Annotated in this window: 16 protein-coding genes; 5 read left to right on the forward strand and 11 right to left on the reverse strand. The window is 59.5% G+C overall.

Features of this window, described 5'->3' with window-relative positions:
• Positions 1–106: 106 nt before the first annotated feature.
• The 3 genes from clpB to rluD form a co-directional block, all read right to left on the reverse strand.
• Entirely contained in the window at positions 107–2,671 is a 2,565-nt protein-coding gene (gene clpB / locus PMI23_RS08900; RefSeq protein ID WP_007909871.1) for an ATP-dependent chaperone ClpB, read from the reverse strand.
• Positions 2,672–2,801: 130 nt separating this feature from the next.
• A complete protein-coding gene (gene pgeF / locus PMI23_RS08905) occupies positions 2,802–3,524 on the reverse strand; it encodes a peptidoglycan editing factor PgeF (RefSeq protein WP_007909870.1) in 723 nt (240 codons plus the stop codon).
• Positions 3,521–4,483: a 23S rRNA pseudouridine(1911/1915/1917) synthase RluD gene (rluD, locus tag PMI23_RS08910; protein WP_007909858.1), complete on the reverse strand. Its 963-nt coding sequence runs from the start codon at positions 4,481–4,483 to the stop codon at positions 3,521–3,523. Before rluD ends, pgeF begins: the two co-directional genes overlap by 4 nt.
• 151 nt (positions 4,484–4,634) lie before the next feature.
• On the opposite strand from rluD, the gene PMI23_RS08915 reads away from it, so the two are divergent.
• From PMI23_RS08915 to PMI23_RS08930, 4 genes are all read left to right on the forward strand, one after another.
• Positions 4,635–5,651 carry an outer membrane protein assembly factor BamD gene (locus tag PMI23_RS08915; protein WP_007909854.1) on the forward strand — a complete coding sequence of 339 codons (1,017 nt, stop codon included), beginning with the start codon at positions 4,635–4,637 and terminating at the stop codon, positions 5,649–5,651.
• 126 nt (positions 5,652–5,777) lie between these two features.
• Positions 5,778–6,020: a PP0621 family protein gene (locus tag PMI23_RS08920; RefSeq protein ID WP_007909852.1), complete on the forward strand. Its 243-nt coding sequence runs from the start codon at positions 5,778–5,780 to the stop codon at positions 6,018–6,020.
• The gene (locus PMI23_RS08925; protein WP_007909850.1) at positions 6,010–7,599 is read left to right on the forward strand and encodes a sensor histidine kinase; all 1,590 of its coding nucleotides are present in this window, start codon (positions 6,010–6,012) and stop codon (positions 7,597–7,599) included. The genes PMI23_RS08920 and PMI23_RS08925 overlap by 11 nt, the downstream gene beginning before the upstream one ends.
• Positions 7,596–8,942, forward strand: a complete 1,347-nt coding sequence (locus PMI23_RS08930; protein WP_007909848.1) for a sigma-54-dependent transcriptional regulator — start codon at positions 7,596–7,598, stop codon at positions 8,940–8,942. The genes PMI23_RS08925 and PMI23_RS08930 overlap by 4 nt, the downstream gene beginning before the upstream one ends.
• Before the next feature lie 115 nt (positions 8,943–9,057).
• On the opposite strand, the gene thiO is transcribed toward PMI23_RS08930, so the two are convergent.
• From thiO to PMI23_RS08965, 7 genes are read right to left on the reverse strand one after another with little or no spacing between them, the layout of a single operon-like run.
• The gene (gene thiO / locus PMI23_RS08935) at positions 9,058–10,158 is read right to left on the reverse strand and encodes a glycine oxidase ThiO (RefSeq protein ID WP_007909847.1); all 1,101 of its coding nucleotides are present in this window, start codon (positions 10,156–10,158) and stop codon (positions 9,058–9,060) included.
• A 57-nt stretch (positions 10,159–10,215) separates the two neighbouring features.
• Positions 10,216–10,617: a type IV pilin protein gene (locus tag PMI23_RS08940; protein ID WP_007909846.1), complete on the reverse strand. Its 402-nt coding sequence runs from the start codon at positions 10,615–10,617 to the stop codon at positions 10,216–10,218.
• 15 nt (positions 10,618–10,632) lie between these two features.
• Entirely contained in the window at positions 10,633–13,716 is a 3,084-nt protein-coding gene (locus tag PMI23_RS08945; RefSeq protein WP_007909845.1) for a pilus assembly protein, read from the reverse strand.
• On the reverse strand, positions 13,703–14,182 hold the full coding sequence (locus PMI23_RS08950; RefSeq protein WP_007909844.1) for a pilus assembly PilX family protein: 480 nt from the start codon (positions 14,180–14,182) through the stop codon (positions 13,703–13,705). Before PMI23_RS08950 ends, PMI23_RS08945 begins: the two co-directional genes overlap by 14 nt.
• Before the next feature lie 11 nt (positions 14,183–14,193).
• The gene (locus tag PMI23_RS08955; protein WP_007909842.1) at positions 14,194–14,907 is read right to left on the reverse strand and encodes a PilW family protein; all 714 of its coding nucleotides are present in this window, start codon (positions 14,905–14,907) and stop codon (positions 14,194–14,196) included.
• Positions 14,904–15,353 carry a type IV pilus modification protein PilV gene (gene pilV, locus PMI23_RS08960; protein ID WP_007909841.1) on the reverse strand — a complete coding sequence of 150 codons (450 nt, stop codon included), beginning with the start codon at positions 15,351–15,353 and terminating at the stop codon, positions 14,904–14,906. The genes PMI23_RS08955 and pilV overlap by 4 nt, the downstream gene beginning before the upstream one ends.
• On the reverse strand, positions 15,350–15,823 hold the full coding sequence (locus PMI23_RS08965; protein ID WP_007909840.1) for a GspH/FimT family pseudopilin: 474 nt from the start codon (positions 15,821–15,823) through the stop codon (positions 15,350–15,352). Before PMI23_RS08965 ends, pilV begins: the two co-directional genes overlap by 4 nt.
• Positions 15,824–15,953: 130 nt before the next feature.
• Between PMI23_RS08965 and PMI23_RS08970 the strand changes: the two genes are divergently transcribed.
• Positions 15,954–16,508, forward strand: a complete 555-nt coding sequence (locus tag PMI23_RS08970) for a GspH/FimT family pseudopilin (RefSeq protein ID WP_007909839.1) — start codon at positions 15,954–15,956, stop codon at positions 16,506–16,508.
• On the opposite strand, the gene ispH is transcribed toward PMI23_RS08970, so the two are convergent.
• Complete coding sequence (ispH, locus tag PMI23_RS08975; protein ID WP_007909838.1) at positions 16,480–17,424, reverse strand: 4-hydroxy-3-methylbut-2-enyl diphosphate reductase; 945 nt, start codon at positions 17,422–17,424, stop codon at positions 16,480–16,482. The genes PMI23_RS08970 and ispH overlap by 29 nt on opposite strands.
• Between the last annotated feature and the right edge of the window lie 113 nt (positions 17,425–17,537).

The following is a 17,537-nucleotide window of genomic DNA, read 5'->3' on the forward strand; positions in this document are numbered from 1 at the left end:
CTGACTGCGGGGCGCACTTTACAAGCCTTTTCCTTTGAGTTCAACAGCCTAACGAAAAAAAAGGCCCCACAAGGTGGGGCCTGCCAATTTTCATTGGCGTTTGGACTTAGTTGAAAACGATTTCGTCGTTCTCAACCACGCCGGTTGCGGTGTCGCCTGGCATGAAGTGACCCGAAAGGATCAATTGCGCCAGCGGGTTTTCGATCCAGCGCTGAATCGCCCGTTTCAACGGACGTGCGCCATACACCGGGTCGTAACCGACAGCGATCAGCTTATCCATCGCTTCCGGGCTGAGTTCCAGCTTCAGCTCACGCTCAGCCAGACGCGTACGCAGGCGACCCAACTGGATCTCGGTGATGCCCGCAATCTGATCCCGCGCCAGTGGCTCGAAGATCACCACTTCGTCGACCCGGTTGATGAACTCCGGACGGAAGTGCGACGTCAGCGCATCCATCACCGCAGCGCGCTGCGCTTCACGATCACCGACCAGCTCCTGGATCTGTACCGACCCCAGGTTCGAGGTCATGACGATCACGGTATTGCGGAAGTCCACCGTACGGCCATGGCTGTCAGTCAGGCGACCGTCCTCAAGCACTTGCAGCAAGATGTTGAACACATCCGGGTGAGCCTTCTCGACTTCGTCCAGCAGGATCACCGAATAAGGCTTGCGACGCACCGCTTCGGTCAGGTAACCGCCCTCTTCATAGCCGACGTATCCCGGTGGCGCACCGATCAGACGCGCCACGGAATGTTTCTCCATGAACTCGGACATGTCGATCCGCACCATCGCCTCTTCCGTATCAAAGAGGAATTCGGCCAGCGCCTTGCACAGTTCGGTTTTACCGACACCGGTCGGGCCGAGGAACATGAACGAACCGCTTGGACGATTCGGATCGGACAACCCGGCACGCGAACGGCGTACAGCGTTAGCGACGGCAACCACCGCTTCTTCCTGGCCGATCACGCGTTTGTGCAACAGGCTTTCCATCTTCATCAGCTTGTCGCGCTCGCCTTCGAGCATTTTCGACACGGGGATGCCGGTCCACTTCGATACAACTTCAGCGATTTCTTCTTCAGTCACTTTGCTGCGCAGCAGTTGGTTTTCGCTCTTGCCGTGCTGATCGACCATTTGCAGGCTACGCTCCAGATCCGGGATCACCCCGTACTGCAACTCGGCCATGCGGTTAAGGTCGCCCTTACGGCGTGCGGCTTCCAGCTCCTGACGCGACTGTTCGATCTTCTGCTGAATCTGCGCAGAACCCTGCACCTCGGCTTTCTCCGAGTTCCAGATTTCTTCCAGGTCCGAGTACTCGCGCTCCAGACGGACGATTTCTTCCTGGAGTTTTTCCAGACGTTTCATCGCCGCTTCGTCGCTTTCTTTCTTCAGCGCCTGGGATTCCACCTTCAACTGAATCAGGCGACGCTCCAGACGATCGAGCACTTCCGGCTTGGAATCGATTTCCATGCGGATACGGCTCGCGGCCTCGTCGATCAGGTCGATGGCCTTGTCCGGCAACTGCCGGTCAGTGATGTAGCGATGGCTGAGCTTGGCCGCGGCGATGATCGCGCCGTCGGTGATCGCCACTTTATGGTGAACCTCGTAACGCTCTTTGAGGCCCCGCAGGATGGCGATGGTGTCTTCTTCGCTTGGCTCATCCACCAATACTTTCTGGAAGCGTCGCTCGAGCGCCGCGTCCTTCTCTATATATTGGCGGTACTCGTTGAGCGTGGTCGCACCGACGCAGTGCAACTCGCCGCGCGCCAGTGCTGGCTTGAGCATGTTGCCGGCGTCCATCGAACCTTCGCCCTTACCGGCGCCGACCATGGTGTGCAGTTCGTCGATGAACAGAATGATCTGCCCTTCCTGCTTCGACAGCTCGTTGAGCAGCGATTTCAGGCGCTCTTCGAACTCACCGCGATACTTGGCACCGGCAATCAACGCGCCCATGTCCAGCGAGAGCAGACGCTTGCCTTTAAGGCCGTCCGGCACTTCGCCATTGATGATGCGCTGCGCCAGGCCTTCGGCGATTGCGGTTTTACCCACGCCGGGCTCGCCGATCAGCACCGGGTTGTTCTTGGTGCGGCGTTGCAGAACCTGAATGGTGCGACGGATTTCGTCATCACGACCGATCACCGGATCGAGCTTGCCGTCTTCGGCGCGCTTGGTCAGGTCGACGGTGTATTTATCCAGCGCCTGCCGCGACTCTTCGTGGTTGGCGTCGTTAACCGCTTCGCCGCCACGCAGGTTATTGATCGCGTTTTCCAAAGCTTTCTTGCTCACGCCCTGGCCGAGCAGCAACTTGCCGAGCTTGCTGTTCTCGTCCATCGCCGCGAGCAACACCAGTTCGCTGGAAATGAACTGATCGCCCTTCTGCTGGGCCAGCCGGTCAGCCTGGTTAAGCAGGCGCGCCAGATCCTGCGACATGTTGACGTCGCCAGTGGGGTTCTGGATTTTTGGTAATTGGTCGAGCTCTTTGGTCAGCTCTTTACGCAAGCTGTTGACGTCGAAGCCCACCTGCATCAGCAGAGGTTTGATCGAACCACCCTGCTGTTCAAGCATGGCTTGCATCAAGTGCGCCGGCTCGATGGCCGGATGATCGTGGCCGACAGCCAACGACTGGGCGTCGGACAAGGCCAACTGTAATTTGCTGGTTAAACGGTCTATACGCATGGGTCACCTTCCTTTTGAGCAGGCCGGACCTAAAAAACCATCCTGAATAAAGAAACCTGCCAGATACCACTGTAGATGCGGTCGATTCTGCAAGATTCAAGCGTCAGGCAGTTGATGCAGATCAGACAGTCTAGCGGGTGAGCCAAACCAAGGAGGCGAAGCGACCGGTGCGTGAAGCACGGCGATAGGAGAAGAAGCGTGGATCGGTCACGGTGCAGAAGCCACCGCCGTAAACCGCTGTGACACCACGAGCCGCCAGGCGCAGGCGCGCCAGCAAGTAGATGTCAGCCATGAACTTGCCGGCATTGTGGCTCGGCATGAAGGCATCTGCCGCTGCGGGCAATTGATCAATAAAGACTTCCCGCACTTCCGGGCCGACTTCAAAGGCCTTCGGGCCAATCGCCGGGCCGAGCCAGACCAAAACGTCTTCAGCCGGAACATTGAGGCTGTCGAGGGTCGCTTCCAGCACACCCGCCGCCAGACCACGCCAACCGGCGTGAGCCGCTGCGACGCGAGTACCGGCACGATCGCAGAATAATGCTGGCAGACAGTCTGCCGTCATCGCCGCGCAGGCAATGCCCGGCGTTGCCGTCCAGCTGGCATCGGCGGTCGCAACAATGCCCGGATCAGCATGCGCCACGGCAATCCCGTGCACTTGCTGCAACCAGGCAGGCTGTATAGAGAAGTGATCGGTCAGGCGCCGTCGGTTCTCGGCAACAGCCTCAGGACGATCATCGACATGATCGCCCAGATTGAGGCTGTCGAACGGCGCCTCGCTGACACCGCCCTCGCGGGTGGTGACGCAGGCTTTGACGCTGGCCGGCGCAGGCCAGTCCGGCGTCAGCCAGTTCATCCGACGAAGGCCTCGCGATCCTGCTTGAGCAGGGTCAGCAGCCAGACGAAATCTTCTGGCAGCGGCGATTCCCAGCTCATGCGCACACCGGTCGTCGGATGATCGAGTTCAAGGAAGCGCGCATGCAGGGCCTGACGCGGGAAATGCTTGAGGGATTCGACCATCGTCGGGTTCGCGGCTGGCGGAATGCGGAAACGCCCGCCATACGCCGGATCGCCGACCAACGGGAAGTTGATGTGCGACATGTGTACGCGAATCTGGTGCGTACGACCGGTTTCCAGCTTCACCCGTACGTGGGTGTGGGAGCGGAAGCGCTCCAGCACGCGGTAGTGGCTGACGGCAGGCTTGCCACCTTCCATAACCGCCATGCGCTGGCGCTGCTGGCCGTGACGACCGATCGGGGCGTTGATCTTGCCCCCGGCGGTCACGACACCAATCACGATGCACTCATAGATGCGGCTGACGCTGCGACTCTGCAGTTGAGTAACAAGCTTGGTCTGCGCCTGAATGGTCTTGGCCACCACCATCAGACCGGTGGTGTCCTTGTCCAGACGATGCACGATGCCGGCACGCGGGACATTGATGATGTCCGGCACGTGGTGCAGCAAGGCGTTGAGCAAGGTGCCATCGGCGTGACCGGCAGCCGGGTGTACCACCAGGCCCGCAGGCTTGTTGATCACCAGAATGTCGTCGTCTTCATAGACGATGTCGAGCTCGATGTCCTGGGCGATCCATTCACCCTGGGCTTCCTGCTCGGCAGTCAGCTCAAGGATGGCACCGCCGTGCACGATGTCGCGAGGGCGGATGACCGCCCCGTCCACAGTCAGGCGACCTTCTTTGATCCAGGCGGAAAGGCGCGAGCGTGAGTGCTCAGCGAAGAGTTGGGCAGCGACTTGATCGAGGCGTTGGCCGCCCAATTCGGACGGCACCTCTGCGCGAAGTTCAATTTTATCGGACATGCTCTGACTGTGCGTCGGCACAGCTTTTGGTTTCGGCTGCGCGCTTGTGGTTAAATACGGCGTCTTTTGCCCCGAGGCTTTTCAACGGGGCGCTCATCATAACAGGACGGCCTCGCCCAAGACAGCGGCCGTCATAGGGACGCAAGCCGCCATGCAAGTGAAACACCTGCTGCTGATCGCCATCCTCGCATTGACCGCTGCTTGCTCATCGAAGGAAGTCGTAGACGAAAACCTCAGCGAAGCCGAGCTGTATCAGCAGGCTCAGACTGACCTGGACAACAACAGCTACACCAGCGCCACAGCCAAGCTGAAGGCTCTGGAGTCGCGTTATCCGTTCGGTCGCTACGCCGATCAGGCACAGCTGGAGCTGATCTACGCCAACTACAAGAACGCCGAGCCGGAAGCTGCAAAGTCCGCCGCCGAGCGTTTCATTCGTTTGCATCCGCAGCACCCGAACGTGGATTACGCCTACTATCTGAAAGGTCTGACCTCTTTCGACCAGGACGTCGGCCTGCTGGCGCGCTTTCTGCCGCTGGACATGACCAAGCGTGACCCGGGCGCCGCCCGCGACTCGTACAACGAGTTCGCACAGCTGACCAGCCGTTATCCGAACAGCCGCTACGCGCCGGACGCCAAGCAGCGCATGATCTACCTGCGCAACCTGCTGGCCGCTTACGAAATCCACGTGGCCGACTACTACCTGACCCGTCAGGCGTATGTAGCCGCTGCCAACCGTGGCCGTTACGTAGTGGAAAACTTCCAGGAAACCCCATCGGTCGGCGACGGCCTGGCAGTGATGACTGAAGCCTACCAGCGTCTGCACCTGGACGAACTGGCGGCCACCAGCCTGGAAACCCTGAAGCTCAACTACCCGAACCACCCGAGCCTGCAAGACGGCCAGTTCGTGCCACGGGTTGCCGAAGCCGACAACCGTTCGTTCCTGAGCAAGGCGACGTTGGGTCTGATCGAGTCGCGTCCACCGCTGCCGCCGGGCGAAACCCGCGCCAACCAGGACGTGCAGAAGCAGTTCCAGGACGCGAAAGACGCGATCCCGAACGAGCTCAAGCCTAAAGACGAAAACGGCGACGTGATCGAAGAGCCGGAACCAGAGTCGAGCAACACCGACCGCTCGTGGTTCAGCTACATGACTTTCGGCGTGTTCGACTGATCACACCGGCGGTACAGAAAAGGGAGATCTGCGGATCTCCCTTTTTCATTTCTGCGCTTTAATCCGCTGTGCGCTCGTCAGGTCCTTGGCTAAACTGCCGGATCATCAGTCGAAAAGCCGCTCATCATGCTTCGTTTATTGTTCTGGATCGTCGTGATTTTTGCCGCGATATGGTTGTGGCGTAAATTCAAGGCGCCTGCCGCGTCCAACCCATCCAATCGCCCAAATCGCGAACAGGACGCGCCACCGATGGTGCGCTGCGCCCATTGCGGCGTACATTTGCCGCGCGACCGTGCGCTGAGCGTGCAACAACAGTGGTATTGCAGCCAGGCTCACCTCGAGCAAGGCCCGGGCTCCAGTGATCGCTGAGGCCACCCACGCCGACAGCAAACAGGCGCAGCGCCTGCTGCGCCTTTATCATCTCTACCGCTTAAGCATCGGCATCACCCTGGTGCTGCTGATCTCCAGCAACATGGACAACCGCCTGCTGACGTCGGCCAATGACGAATTGCTGCGCGGTGGCAGTTGGCTGTACCTGATCCTCAATATTCTGTTGGTGGTGTTCCTGGAGAACACACGACGGCCGGCGCAGCTATTCAGCCTGGCCCTCGTCGATATCCTGCTTTTATGCGCATTGTTCTTTGCTGCGGGCGGCGTCGGCAGTGCGCTGGGTAATTTGCTGATTGTCTCGGTGGCGATCAGCAACACCCTGCTACGGCGACGCATCGGCCTGTTGATCGCCGCTATCGGTGCGCTGGGCATCGTCGGCTCGAGTTTCCTGCTCGGCTTCAACCATCCCCTGAGCGCCAATGAATACTTGCAGGCCGGCACCCTCGGCGCTCTGTGCTTTGCCGCCTCGCTGTTGGTGCAAGGCTTGATCCGACGCCTGGAGGTCAGCGAAACCCTGGCCGAGCAACGCGCCAGCGAAGTGGTGGGGCTCGAAGCCCTCAACGCGCTGATCCTGCAACGCATGCGCACCGGCATTCTGGTGCTCGACGAGGCGCGTCGGGTGCAACTGGCCAACCACAGCGCGCAAACCCTGCTCGCGCAATCGCAACTTCAGGGACATCTGATCGATGACTATTCGATGGCGCTGGTTGATCGCCTGCAACTGTGGATGAACAACCCGACCCTGCGCCCACAGAGCCTGAAAATCCCCGGCAACGGCCTGGAGCTGCAACCGAGTTTCATCGCCCTCGAACAAAGCCCAAACCAGCAAACCCTGGTGTTTCTCGAAGACCTCGCGCAAATCGCCCAACAAGCTCAGCAACTGAAACTCGCTGCGTTGGGGCGACTGACCGCTGGCATCTCCCATGAGATCCGCAACCCGCTGGGCGCCATCAGTCACGCCGCACAGCTATTGGCTGAATCCGAGGAACTCGATAGCGCCGATCGGCGTCTGACGCAGATCATTCAAGACCACTCCCAGCGCATGAACCGAGTCATCGAAAACGTCCTGCAACTGTCTCGCCGCCAACAGAGCGCCCCGCAACGACTGGATCTCAAGCCGTGGCTGGAAAACTTCGTTGTTGAAAGCCGCGAACAGGCCAGCGAGCGCCAGCAGATTCACCTGCGAATCAATTCGGGGGATTTCACCACGCTGATGGACCCCAACCAGCTCACGCAAATTCTCGACAACCTGTTACGCAACGGCTGGCGCCACAGCGCCCTGCTGCACGATCAGGCGCAAGTCTGGCTGGCCCTGTTCATCGATCCCGAGAGCCAGTTGGCGGTCCTTGAAGTGCAGGACAACGGCCCCGGCGTGCCTGCCGATGAACAGGCGCATCTGTTCGAACCGTTCTTTACCACCAGCAGCCAGGGCACCGGCCTTGGGCTTTATCTGTCCCGTGAGCTGTGCGAAAGCAACCAAGCGCGCCTAGACTTTCAATCACGCCAAGGCGGCGGCTGCTTTCGCATCACCTTTGCTCACGGACGGAAACAAAGTTGAATACGAGCCCACGGCAAAAAATCCTCATCGTCGACGACGAACCGGACATCCGCGAACTCCTGGAAATCACTCTGGGACGGATGAAGCTCGACACCTACAGCGCACGCAATCTGGCTGAAGCCCAGGCGCTGCTGAACCGCGAGAACTTCGATCTGTGCCTGACCGACATGCGCCTGCCCGACGGTACGGGCCTGGAACTGGTGCAGCACATTCAGCAACGTTATCCACAACTGCCCGTAGCGATGATTACCGCTTATGGCAGCCTGGAAACGGCCATCAACGCTTTGAAAGCAGGTGCTTTCGACTTCCTGACCAAACCGGTCGACCTCACGCGCCTGCGCGAACTGGTCGGCACGGCCCTGCGCATGCCGGCGGCAGGAGGCAGCTCTACAACGATAGAACGGCGCTTGCTGGGCGATTCGCAGCCGATGCGCAGTCTGCGCAAGCAAATCGACAAACTCGCTCGCAGCCAAGCGCCGGTGTACATCAGTGGCGAGTCGGGCAGTGGCAAGGAACTGGTCGCGCGGCTGATCCATGAACAAGGGCCGCGCGCCAGCCAGCCGTTCGTGCCGGTGAACTGTGGGGCAATACCTTCGGATCTGATGGAAAGCGAGTTTTTCGGCCATCGCAAAGGCAGTTTCACCGGCGCGGTCGAAGACAAGCCGGGGCTGTTTCAGGCGGCCAATGGCGGCACGTTGTTCCTCGATGAAGTGGCAGACTTGCCGTTGTCGATGCAGGTAAAACTGCTGCGAGCGATTCAGGAAAAAGCTGTGCGCAGTGTTGGCGGTCAGCAGGAAAGCGTGGTCGATGTGCGGATCCTCTGTGCCACGCACAAGGACCTCGATGCCGAGGTCGCGGCCGAACGCTTTCGTCAGGACCTTTATTACCGCCTGAACGTGATTGAATTGCGCGTGCCGTCCCTGCGTGAGCGCCGTGATGACATTGAAGTGCTGGCAGCCAATATGCTCAAGCGCCTCGCCAAGGACACCGGCCAACCAGCAGCACGCTTGCATCCGCAGGCGTTGGAAGCGCTGAAGAATTACCGGTTTCCGGGGAATGTGCGGGAGCTGGAAAACGTGCTCGAACGGGCGCACACCTTGTGTGAAAACCGCACGATCGAGGCAGAGGATTTGCGCTTGAGCGAGGGGAACTGCGCGGCGGATGGCGCGATTGCCGATCTGACGCAGATCGACAATCTTGAGGATTACCTGGAGAACGTCGAGCGGAAGCTGATTCTGCAAGCGCTGGAGGAGACGCGCTGGAATCGTACGGCGGCGGCGCAGCGCTTGAGTCTATCGTTCAGGTCGATGCGTTACAGGCTGAAAAAACTCGGTTTGGACTGAGGGCCCCTTCGCGAGCAAGCTCGCTCTCACATTGGATTTTGTGACCGACAAAGATCAACTGTGGGAGCGAGCCTGCTCGCGAAAGCGATCTTCCAGGCTACAGAGAAATATCAGACTAAATGCGGCCTTCAGGCGCATACGGCGCCGGATCAATAATCGGCGCCCTTCCCAGCATCACATCGGCAAACAACTGACACGACGCTGGCGCCAGCACCAGCCCATTGCGGTAATGTCCGCAGTTCAGCCACAACCCGGCAAACCCCGGCACACGGCCAATGTACGGAATGCCCTCCGGCGACCCCGGACGCAACCCTGCCCAGTGCCCTACCACTTCGGCCTCTGCCAGCGCCGGCAACAATTCCACCGCTGAAGCCTTGAGACTTTCCAGCGCAACGTCGGTTGGGGTCTTGTCGTAACCTTCGTGCTCCAGCGTGCTGCCGATCAGGATATGACCGTCACGACGCGGAATCGCATAACGCCCTTTGGCCAGCACCATGCTCGGCAGGAAATCTGCCGCACATTTATAGAGAATCATCTGGCCTTTGACTGGTTCGACCGGCAACGTCAGATCCAGCGTCTTGAGCAGATCACCGCTCCACGCCCCTGCGGTCAGTACGACCTGATCACCGTTGATCACACCCTTCGACGTCTCGACGCCAACAACCTGCCCGCCCTCACGGACAAACCCGCTGACTTCGCACTGTTCGTGAATCGTCACGTTAGGCAGTGCCTGCAACGCCGCTTTCAGTGATTTCACCAGACGCGGATTGCGCACGTTGGCGACATCCGCCATGTAGATCGCTCGGGAGAAACCGCCACCGAGCACCGGCACCGCATCATGCGCCGCCGAGATATCCACAGCCCGCAGCGGCCGGTTTTCCCGCTCGGCCCAGGCCAGCGCTTCGGCTTCATCGTCCAGATCCAGCCAGTACAGGCCGGTGGTATGTACTTCAGGATCCACCCCGGTGTCAGCGAACAAACGCTCGCCGAGCTGTGGATAAAAATCCTGCGACCAGTGCGCCAGTGCCGTGACCGCCGGGCTATAACGCCACGGATATAACGGCGAAACGATACCGCCGCCCGCCCAGGACGATTCCTGGCCGAGGTTCGAGCGATCGAGCAGCACCACGCTGCGTACTTCGGAGGCGAGATTGTAGGCGGTCAGCAGGCCAATCACCCCGCCACCGACAATCACCACTTGCTGTTGCCTGGTCATGTTTGATCCAACCGTAAAAAAGACAGTGGGCGCAAAAGGCACCCGAAAGAAAGCGCCTCAGCGGCCCCAGCAATCCTTGGTGGTCAGCCCGGTAGTCGCGTTGTTCATGCTTCTGACACCGGTGTTGGTCAGGGTGAAATCCCCGCATTTGTCGGTGGCCATGGCCGTGCCCGTCTTGCGGGTGGCGGTCAACAGGAAGGTCTGGTCAGCGATGGTCGGGGTGATGGTGTAGAAATCAGTGCCCGTGCTGAGCCCGGTAACGCCGGTGTAGACATTGCTCTTGGTGTAGAAACGTTCAAGGGTCTGCGCCTGCTCCGAGAGCAGCGACACCACTTCGGCGCGACGGCCCTTTTTCACATATTCGGTATAGCTCGGTGCGGCGATGGTGATGACGATCCCGATGATCGCAATCACGATCATGATTTCGATCAGGGTGAAGCCTCGGTTGGATCTGCGCATGCCTCAAACTCTCGCTTACTGTATTTGTCGCCACATGATACGACGGCTGCCGCCACCGCCCTTTTCTACAATGATCGTGATGGTGCCACTGGTGTCGGTCGTACCCTTGCGCTTGCCATCGCTGGAGACGAAGTTCAGGGTCGGAATGCCACCGGTGAATATCACGCCGCTGGAGATCGAGTCATTGCTGTCGACCAAACCGTCAGAGCTGGTATCGAGCACGGCGTAATTGAGCATCTTACCGCTGAACGCATCCAGTTCGACCAGTTTGCCGGTACCAAAACTCGCACAGGGATCAGTGGTATCAACACTCGCCGTGGTAAAGACAACACGGCCCAGCACGATACTCGCCTGATTGATCACCCGCTCGCCGGTCAGCACGTTGTTGTACACCAGCGGAAGATACCAACCCTTCTCCGCCGGATACGTCGTGTCATTCTGCGTTGTGGTCAGAAACTGTCCAGAGCTGCCGGAGAATGATCCGGTGATCGCCTGCGGCTGCAAACTGCTGACGGTCAACTGTCCAGAACCACCATCGGCGTCCCACACGGAATAGAACGCCTGCAAATCCTTGTTGGTCTTATCGGCCGTTTCATTGAACTTGCCGGTACCGACGAAGACCTGTTTGCCGCCCAGCGCGTTATCCGCCAGTAACGGCTGCGCGGTGATCGGTTGAGTCGCCCCGCCCGCCGTGGTGAACAGTGGCTTGCCGGAAAACGCCACGCCCCAACTATCGGAGGACGTGGCACTCAGGTCGAACTTCCATAACCGCCCCTTCAAGTCGCCACCGTAAGCGGCCTGCACCACATTCGAAGAGTTGACCTTGAGTTTCACCGACGACAAACCGTTGGTGGTTTCCGTGCTGTCGATAACGATTTTCCTGATCAGCGAACCGTCCAGCGCATCCAGTACATACAGGGCCGCCACGCCCGAATTACTGCCGTAGCCATTGGCAATGAATGTCGCCCAGCGACCATTGGCCAAGCGTGCCACTTCCGGACGGGCGTAGGCATAACCCAGATCATTGAATGCGTTCGCAGCACTGGCGGTGGCCGGCGCACTGACCTCCCACAAGGCCTTGATCACATTGCCCGCAGACGCATCAAACAGTTGCAGCCCGTAGAAGGTTTTACCCCCGGCACCGGTGCCGCCAATGGCCAGGGTTTTCCACGCGGTGCCGGACTGCGCGTCGAACACCCCAACCTGACCGTCTACCAAAAACTTGTGGCTCACACCGTTGACGTAGTTGGTATCGGCGATCAGGCGCAATGACGGCAGCACACTGGACGGCATGTAGGCGTAACGGCGAGTACCGTTCGCCGAATTGATCACGTTGACGAAACCATCGTTGGCGTTGACCACCAGGCTGGTGTTCATATTCGCAGCCTTGGTGGCCAGGTAAGTGCTGTAGCTGGTGTCACCGGAAAGATCGGAGGCGGTTTTGTCTGATGGCGAAGCCAGCACCAGCGGCGAATTGATGATGTCGCCGAGCAGCACGCTGCGCACTTTCAGCCCGGCCTTGTTCGTGCCCTTACTCCACTCCACCAGATCAATGCCACTGATACCGGTGGGCAATCCCTGACTCAGCGTGGTCTGCTGGGCCGGGGAAAAGTTGCCGTAAGCCAGGGTTACCGCTGCGTTGCTCAGGGTATTCCATGACTGAAAGGTCGCGGCGGTGGCGGCTGGCACGATGGTGGTGTCGGTCGTCCACTGCGCCGCCGAGGTATTGACCGTCCCGGTCGAGGTGAACCCAAACGACTTGATCGTGCCGCGCCAGTCCTTGGGGTCATAAGTGGTTTGATAAAAGCTGCTGCTGGACGTCAGTGTGGTTCCGCTGGTGACTCCCGCGCCGCCGGAGCCGGCCTTGGACGTGATGTCGCTCAGCGCCGAGGATAAGGCGGCGTTGAGCCCGGTACTGTCGGTCGCCTGGTAATACCTGCCCTGTCCATAACTGGCGGCGTCCGACAGCATGTCATTATCGGCGGTGAAACCCACGGTGTAGGTGTTCATGTTCTGTTTGGGAAAATCCACCGCATTCCAGCTCTTACCCGCTGCGTCGGTGCCGGTCGAACGCATATCGATGTCAAAGGCAAACTTGGCGATGTCATCCAGATACAGCGTATCCCCTTCACCATCACCGTTAAGGTTGTTGCCGTCATTGTTGACGCCATCCCAGTTCGGCAAACGGCTGCCGCCCAGTGGGTCATTGGTGGGGAAAGTACGGTCGAAGGTCGGCAAGCCGTCGGTGATCACCACACCATAGTTTTTCTGGCAGCGGTACTGAATCGGGCTGGTGTAGGTGGTCGGTGTGCTGTTGTAGTACGGCGCCATGCCACGCATGTAACGAGTGATTTCGTAATAGGTTTCCGCCAACGGCGTGTTGGCCACGGCGCTCAAACCGTTGATGGAAGAGATCAGTGCGTTGTAATTGGAGTCGGCCTGGGCTTGAGTCACGCTGCCGGACACCGGCGACAAATCGCTGATCGCACGAGCAATGAAACCGCCATTGCCGGAATTGTTGCTGGTGGCCGGATTGAATGTCGACAGACCCATACGCAACGTGCGGTTGCTGCTGACCAATGCCGTGGAGACGTTGCGCGCGACGTTGATGCGGTAGTCGTTGGGAATCGCCCCGGTGGTGAAATCGCGTGTGCCGTTGTTGATGGCCAGGCCGAATACGTAGGAAATGTAATCCCCTGAGTAACGCGTATTGCCGCTGCCGACCGGATCCGGCAGCTTCAGGCACAACGGCGCCAGACTGTTGTTATAGAACGCATAGGCGCCGCCGGAGCAACCTGATGTCGGCAGGCTGGACAGAAAGATCGTATCGCCGGTAATCGCTGTCGAACTCAGGCACAGGCCAAGTAAGGCGTTGCATTGCCGGGCCGGGGTGAAATTGTCGGTGGGGTCAAAACCGGTCGCATAGATGATGCTGTTCATACTCCCCGAATCGTCGATCAGCAGCATGACGTTCGGTGGTACCGCTGCCGCACTCAACAGCGGCGAATCGGAAGGCGTGAACGCATACGCCGGCGCGGCCAGATAACAGCTCAGCAGCATGCCGATCCATAGTGATATGCAGCGCTCAATACTTCGCATAAACACTCTCCACTACGCTACGCGAAGTGCCGGCGATGCCGACCGCTGTAACCCGATACAACGTCGCCGAGGTGTTGCTCGGTACGTTCACGGCCGTCAGAGTCGTACCGATGTTCTGTACTCCATAGAATCCATTGCCGGCCGCAATCCAGGTCACCCCGGAAGTCGAATTGAGTCCCGCCGCGCTGACCACCGACGACTCCGCCGGCGGCGCGCATTGCGTGGTACCGCTGCATACAGCCAGCGAATAACTGTCCAGTTGCACCGCACTTTCGCCAATGCGCAACGCCGCCTCGGCAGTCTGGAACGACTGATTGCGCAGGCTCACGCTGCCGGCCATTTTTTCCTGCAGGTTGGCGCTCTGCATCGACGACAGACCAATCAGGGTCAGTAACAACAGGAATACCAGACTGACCAGCAAGACCATGCCGTGCTGCGCCTGACGGGTGTGGAGAGTCATCCTCATCGCTGCGCCCCTCACTGCAAGCGGTTGCGCAAAGCGGCAACCACGTTGAAGGTTTGATTGCGCACCCGGTTGTTCGGGTCGGTGAGGGTCAGGCTCAGGCGCACACTGCGGATGCGCGCCGGATCACTGGGATTGGCGCTGTAAGTCGAAGCGGCCACATCCGTTGCCGAACTGGCCAGACCGAACATCACGGTGAACGCACTGACGTTGTTCACCAGCACCTGCTGCGCAGGATTGCCGCTGCCGGTGCCCATGAGAATCTGATTGTTGCTGAAGCTGTAGATCAGACGCCGGATCGGGAACGCGATCTGCCCGCTCGCCGGGGAGCGCAAGCCGGTATAGGCCGTTGCGCTGTTGCGGCAATCGGAGACCACGGTCCAGGTTGGCGTGCCCCCGCCGCTGCCGATATCGGCAGTGACCAGCGTCAGTTTGAGGTTGGCATTGTCCCAGTTGATCGGCGTGACCTGCGCAGCGTTGAAGTCGCCCGCACTGCTCGAATCGGTAATGGTGCCAAGACAGCCGAACATCCCGACCATGCGAATTTCCTGAATCATCTTGCTCAACACAAACCGTGCGTCTTCCTGCATCGCCGCGGCAGTGTTCTGGCTGACATAAGTATTTTTCGCCGCGATGAAAATCTGCACCACGCCCAGCACCACGATGAGCCCCAGTGCCAAAGCAATAAGTAATTCGATCAGACCGAATCCACGGTTTCGCTGCTTCATGGCGTGGCCACCGGATCAACCGCAGCGCGGCTGGTCAGGACAAAGCTGCGCTGGGCGCTGGCGGTGTTGGCGGCTCGCGCATCGCTCCAGTTGATGGTGATGGTGTAGACGCGCTGATTGAGGGTGATGCTGCCAGTCGCGGTCGGCCCACCGAAGTTGGTGATGTTGGTAGTGAAATCGTAGAGGTCCTGATCGCGGGCAACGCTCAGATTGCCCGAGGTCGGCGGCGTGGCGGTGTAGTCGGCGCCGGAGTTGGCGCGGATGCGGTCCATCATGTCGTAGGCAATGAAACTGGCCTGACTGGTCATCCGTGAGCTATCGGTGTACTTCAGCGCATTCAGTTGCACCGCTGCCGCGCCGAGCAGCCCGACCGTCAGAATCAGCAACGCGACCAGCACCTCGATCAGCGTCATGCCGTGCTGTGCATTTTTGCTCCCTGCCCTCATCCGCAACTTCCACCCAATTGAATTCGTCCGTTCAAACACACGTTCAGCGTCCTGCTTTGCGTTCCCAACGTGTAACTGATGACCACCGCCGTCGACGGCGCCGCCAGACCGCCAAGGTTGTTGAAATCCAGTGCGGTCACTCCTGAGGGTAGCGTCAGAGTCGCACCACTGCTCATCGCGGGAACAACCCGCAACACATTGGCCGGAGTGCCAGTACTGTCATAAACCGCCAGTTCACCGGTCCAGACGCTGCCGCCGGCAGTCGGGCGCAGGCGCAAGGTAGTACCTCGATTGATGGCTTCGAGCCTGGCGAAATTGATCGCCCGTTGCAGATCGCCCATCTCGGTATCAGCCTTGCTGCCCTGTACCGAACGGGTGAACGCCGGCACCGCCAGGGTAATCAGGATCACAAAGATCGCGATCGCAACCAACAACTCGATCAGCGTGAAACCTTTTGTACGAAGATCCATCGATGCCCTCCGTTGCCGTCGGCTATACCTGCTTCTACACGCTAGAACATTCAACCGGCCCGCGTCGGTTGATTTGCCCTGCCCGGCGCACGGAGCGCGCCGCACATCACACTCCATGGAGGGAGTTTTCATGCCGCAACAGGGTTTCAGCCTGATAGAACTGCTTATGGGACTGGCGATTGGCGCAATTGTTCTGCTGCTGGTCAGTCCGGCGTTCGCCACGCTCAGAGAATCGAACCATCGGGATCAAGCGGCGCAATCGCTGCTCGATGGCCTGCGTAACGCTCGCACACTGGCCATCACGCGCAATCAGAGCGTGGTGATTCATGGCATCAACGGCGACTGGAGTCAGGGCTGGCGAATCATTCTGGATATCAGCGGCAAAGGGCCGAAGGACAGCAGCAATCCGCTGCTGCAAGAGCGTGCGAGTGACACGCAGGTGCCGATTGTCGGCAATTGGTCGGTGAGTCGTTACGTACGTTTCAGCAGTCTGGGGCAACCACTGATGCCCGGGCGGGCGTTTCAGGCTGGGACATTACATGTCTGCTCGGCTCGCGAGCCGGTCAGTCAGCGCCAGATAGTACTGGCGGCGACCGGTCGCGTGCGCCTGAACAGTCAAGAGACTGAGCAGGCGCTGTGTCAAAAAACCGAAAACGTCAGATCGAACGCACGCGCAGCTCTTTAGGCATCGAGAACGTAATGTTCTCTTCACGCCCGGCCAGTTCATCGGCACCGGTAGCGCCCCAGGCCTGCAATTGCTGAATCACGCCGCGCACCAGTACCTCCGGCGCGGAAGCACCGGCGGTAATGCCGATACGCTCAACGCCATCGAACCAGCTCTTTTGCAGGTCTTCGGCACCGTCGATCAGGTAGGCCGGTGTGGCCATGCGCTCGGCGAGTTCACGCAGACGATTGGAGTTGGAGCTGTTCGGGCTGCCGACCACCAACACCACGTCGCACTCGTCAGCCAATTGCTTGACCGCGTCCTGACGGTTTTGCGTGGCGTAGCAGATATCGTCCTTGCGCGGGCCGCCGATAGCCGGGAAGCGCGTGCGCAGCGCATCGATGACACGACTGGTATCGTCCATCGACAGCGTGGTCTGGGTGACGAAAGCCAGTTTGTCCGGGTTGTGCACCTGCAATTCGGCGACGTCTTTCTCGTCTTCAACGAGGTAGATCGCGCCGCCATTGCTGCCGTCGTACTGGCCCATGGTGCCTTCGACTTCCGGGTGACCGGCGTGACCGATCAGGATGCACTCACGACCGTCGCGGCTGTATTTCGCCACTTCGATGTGCACCTTGGTCACCAGCGGGCAAGTGGCGTCGAATACTTTCAGGCCACGGCCGGCGGCTTCGGTGCGCACGGCTTGGGAAACACCGTGAGCACTGAAAATCACGATGACGTCGTCCGGCACCTGATCCAGCTCCTCGACGAAGATCGCCCCGCGACTACGCAGGTCTTCAACGACAAACTTGTTGTGCACCACTTCGTGACGCACGTAGATCGGCGGCCCGAAGACTTCCAGGGCGCGGTTGACGATTTCGATCGCCCGGTCCACGCCGGCGCAGAAGCCACGGGGGTTGGCGAGTTTGATTTGCATGCTGTGCCTCGTGTCTTGCGCGCGAAAACAATGAATTACTAATTGTGGGAGCGAGCCTGCTCGCGAAAGCTGACTGACATTCAACACTGATGTCGCCTGACACACCGCATTCG

This window comes from Pseudomonas sp. GM24, assembly GCF_000282235.1.
In the GTDB taxonomy this organism is placed as follows: Bacteria; Pseudomonadota; Gammaproteobacteria; order Pseudomonadales; family Pseudomonadaceae; genus Aquipseudomonas.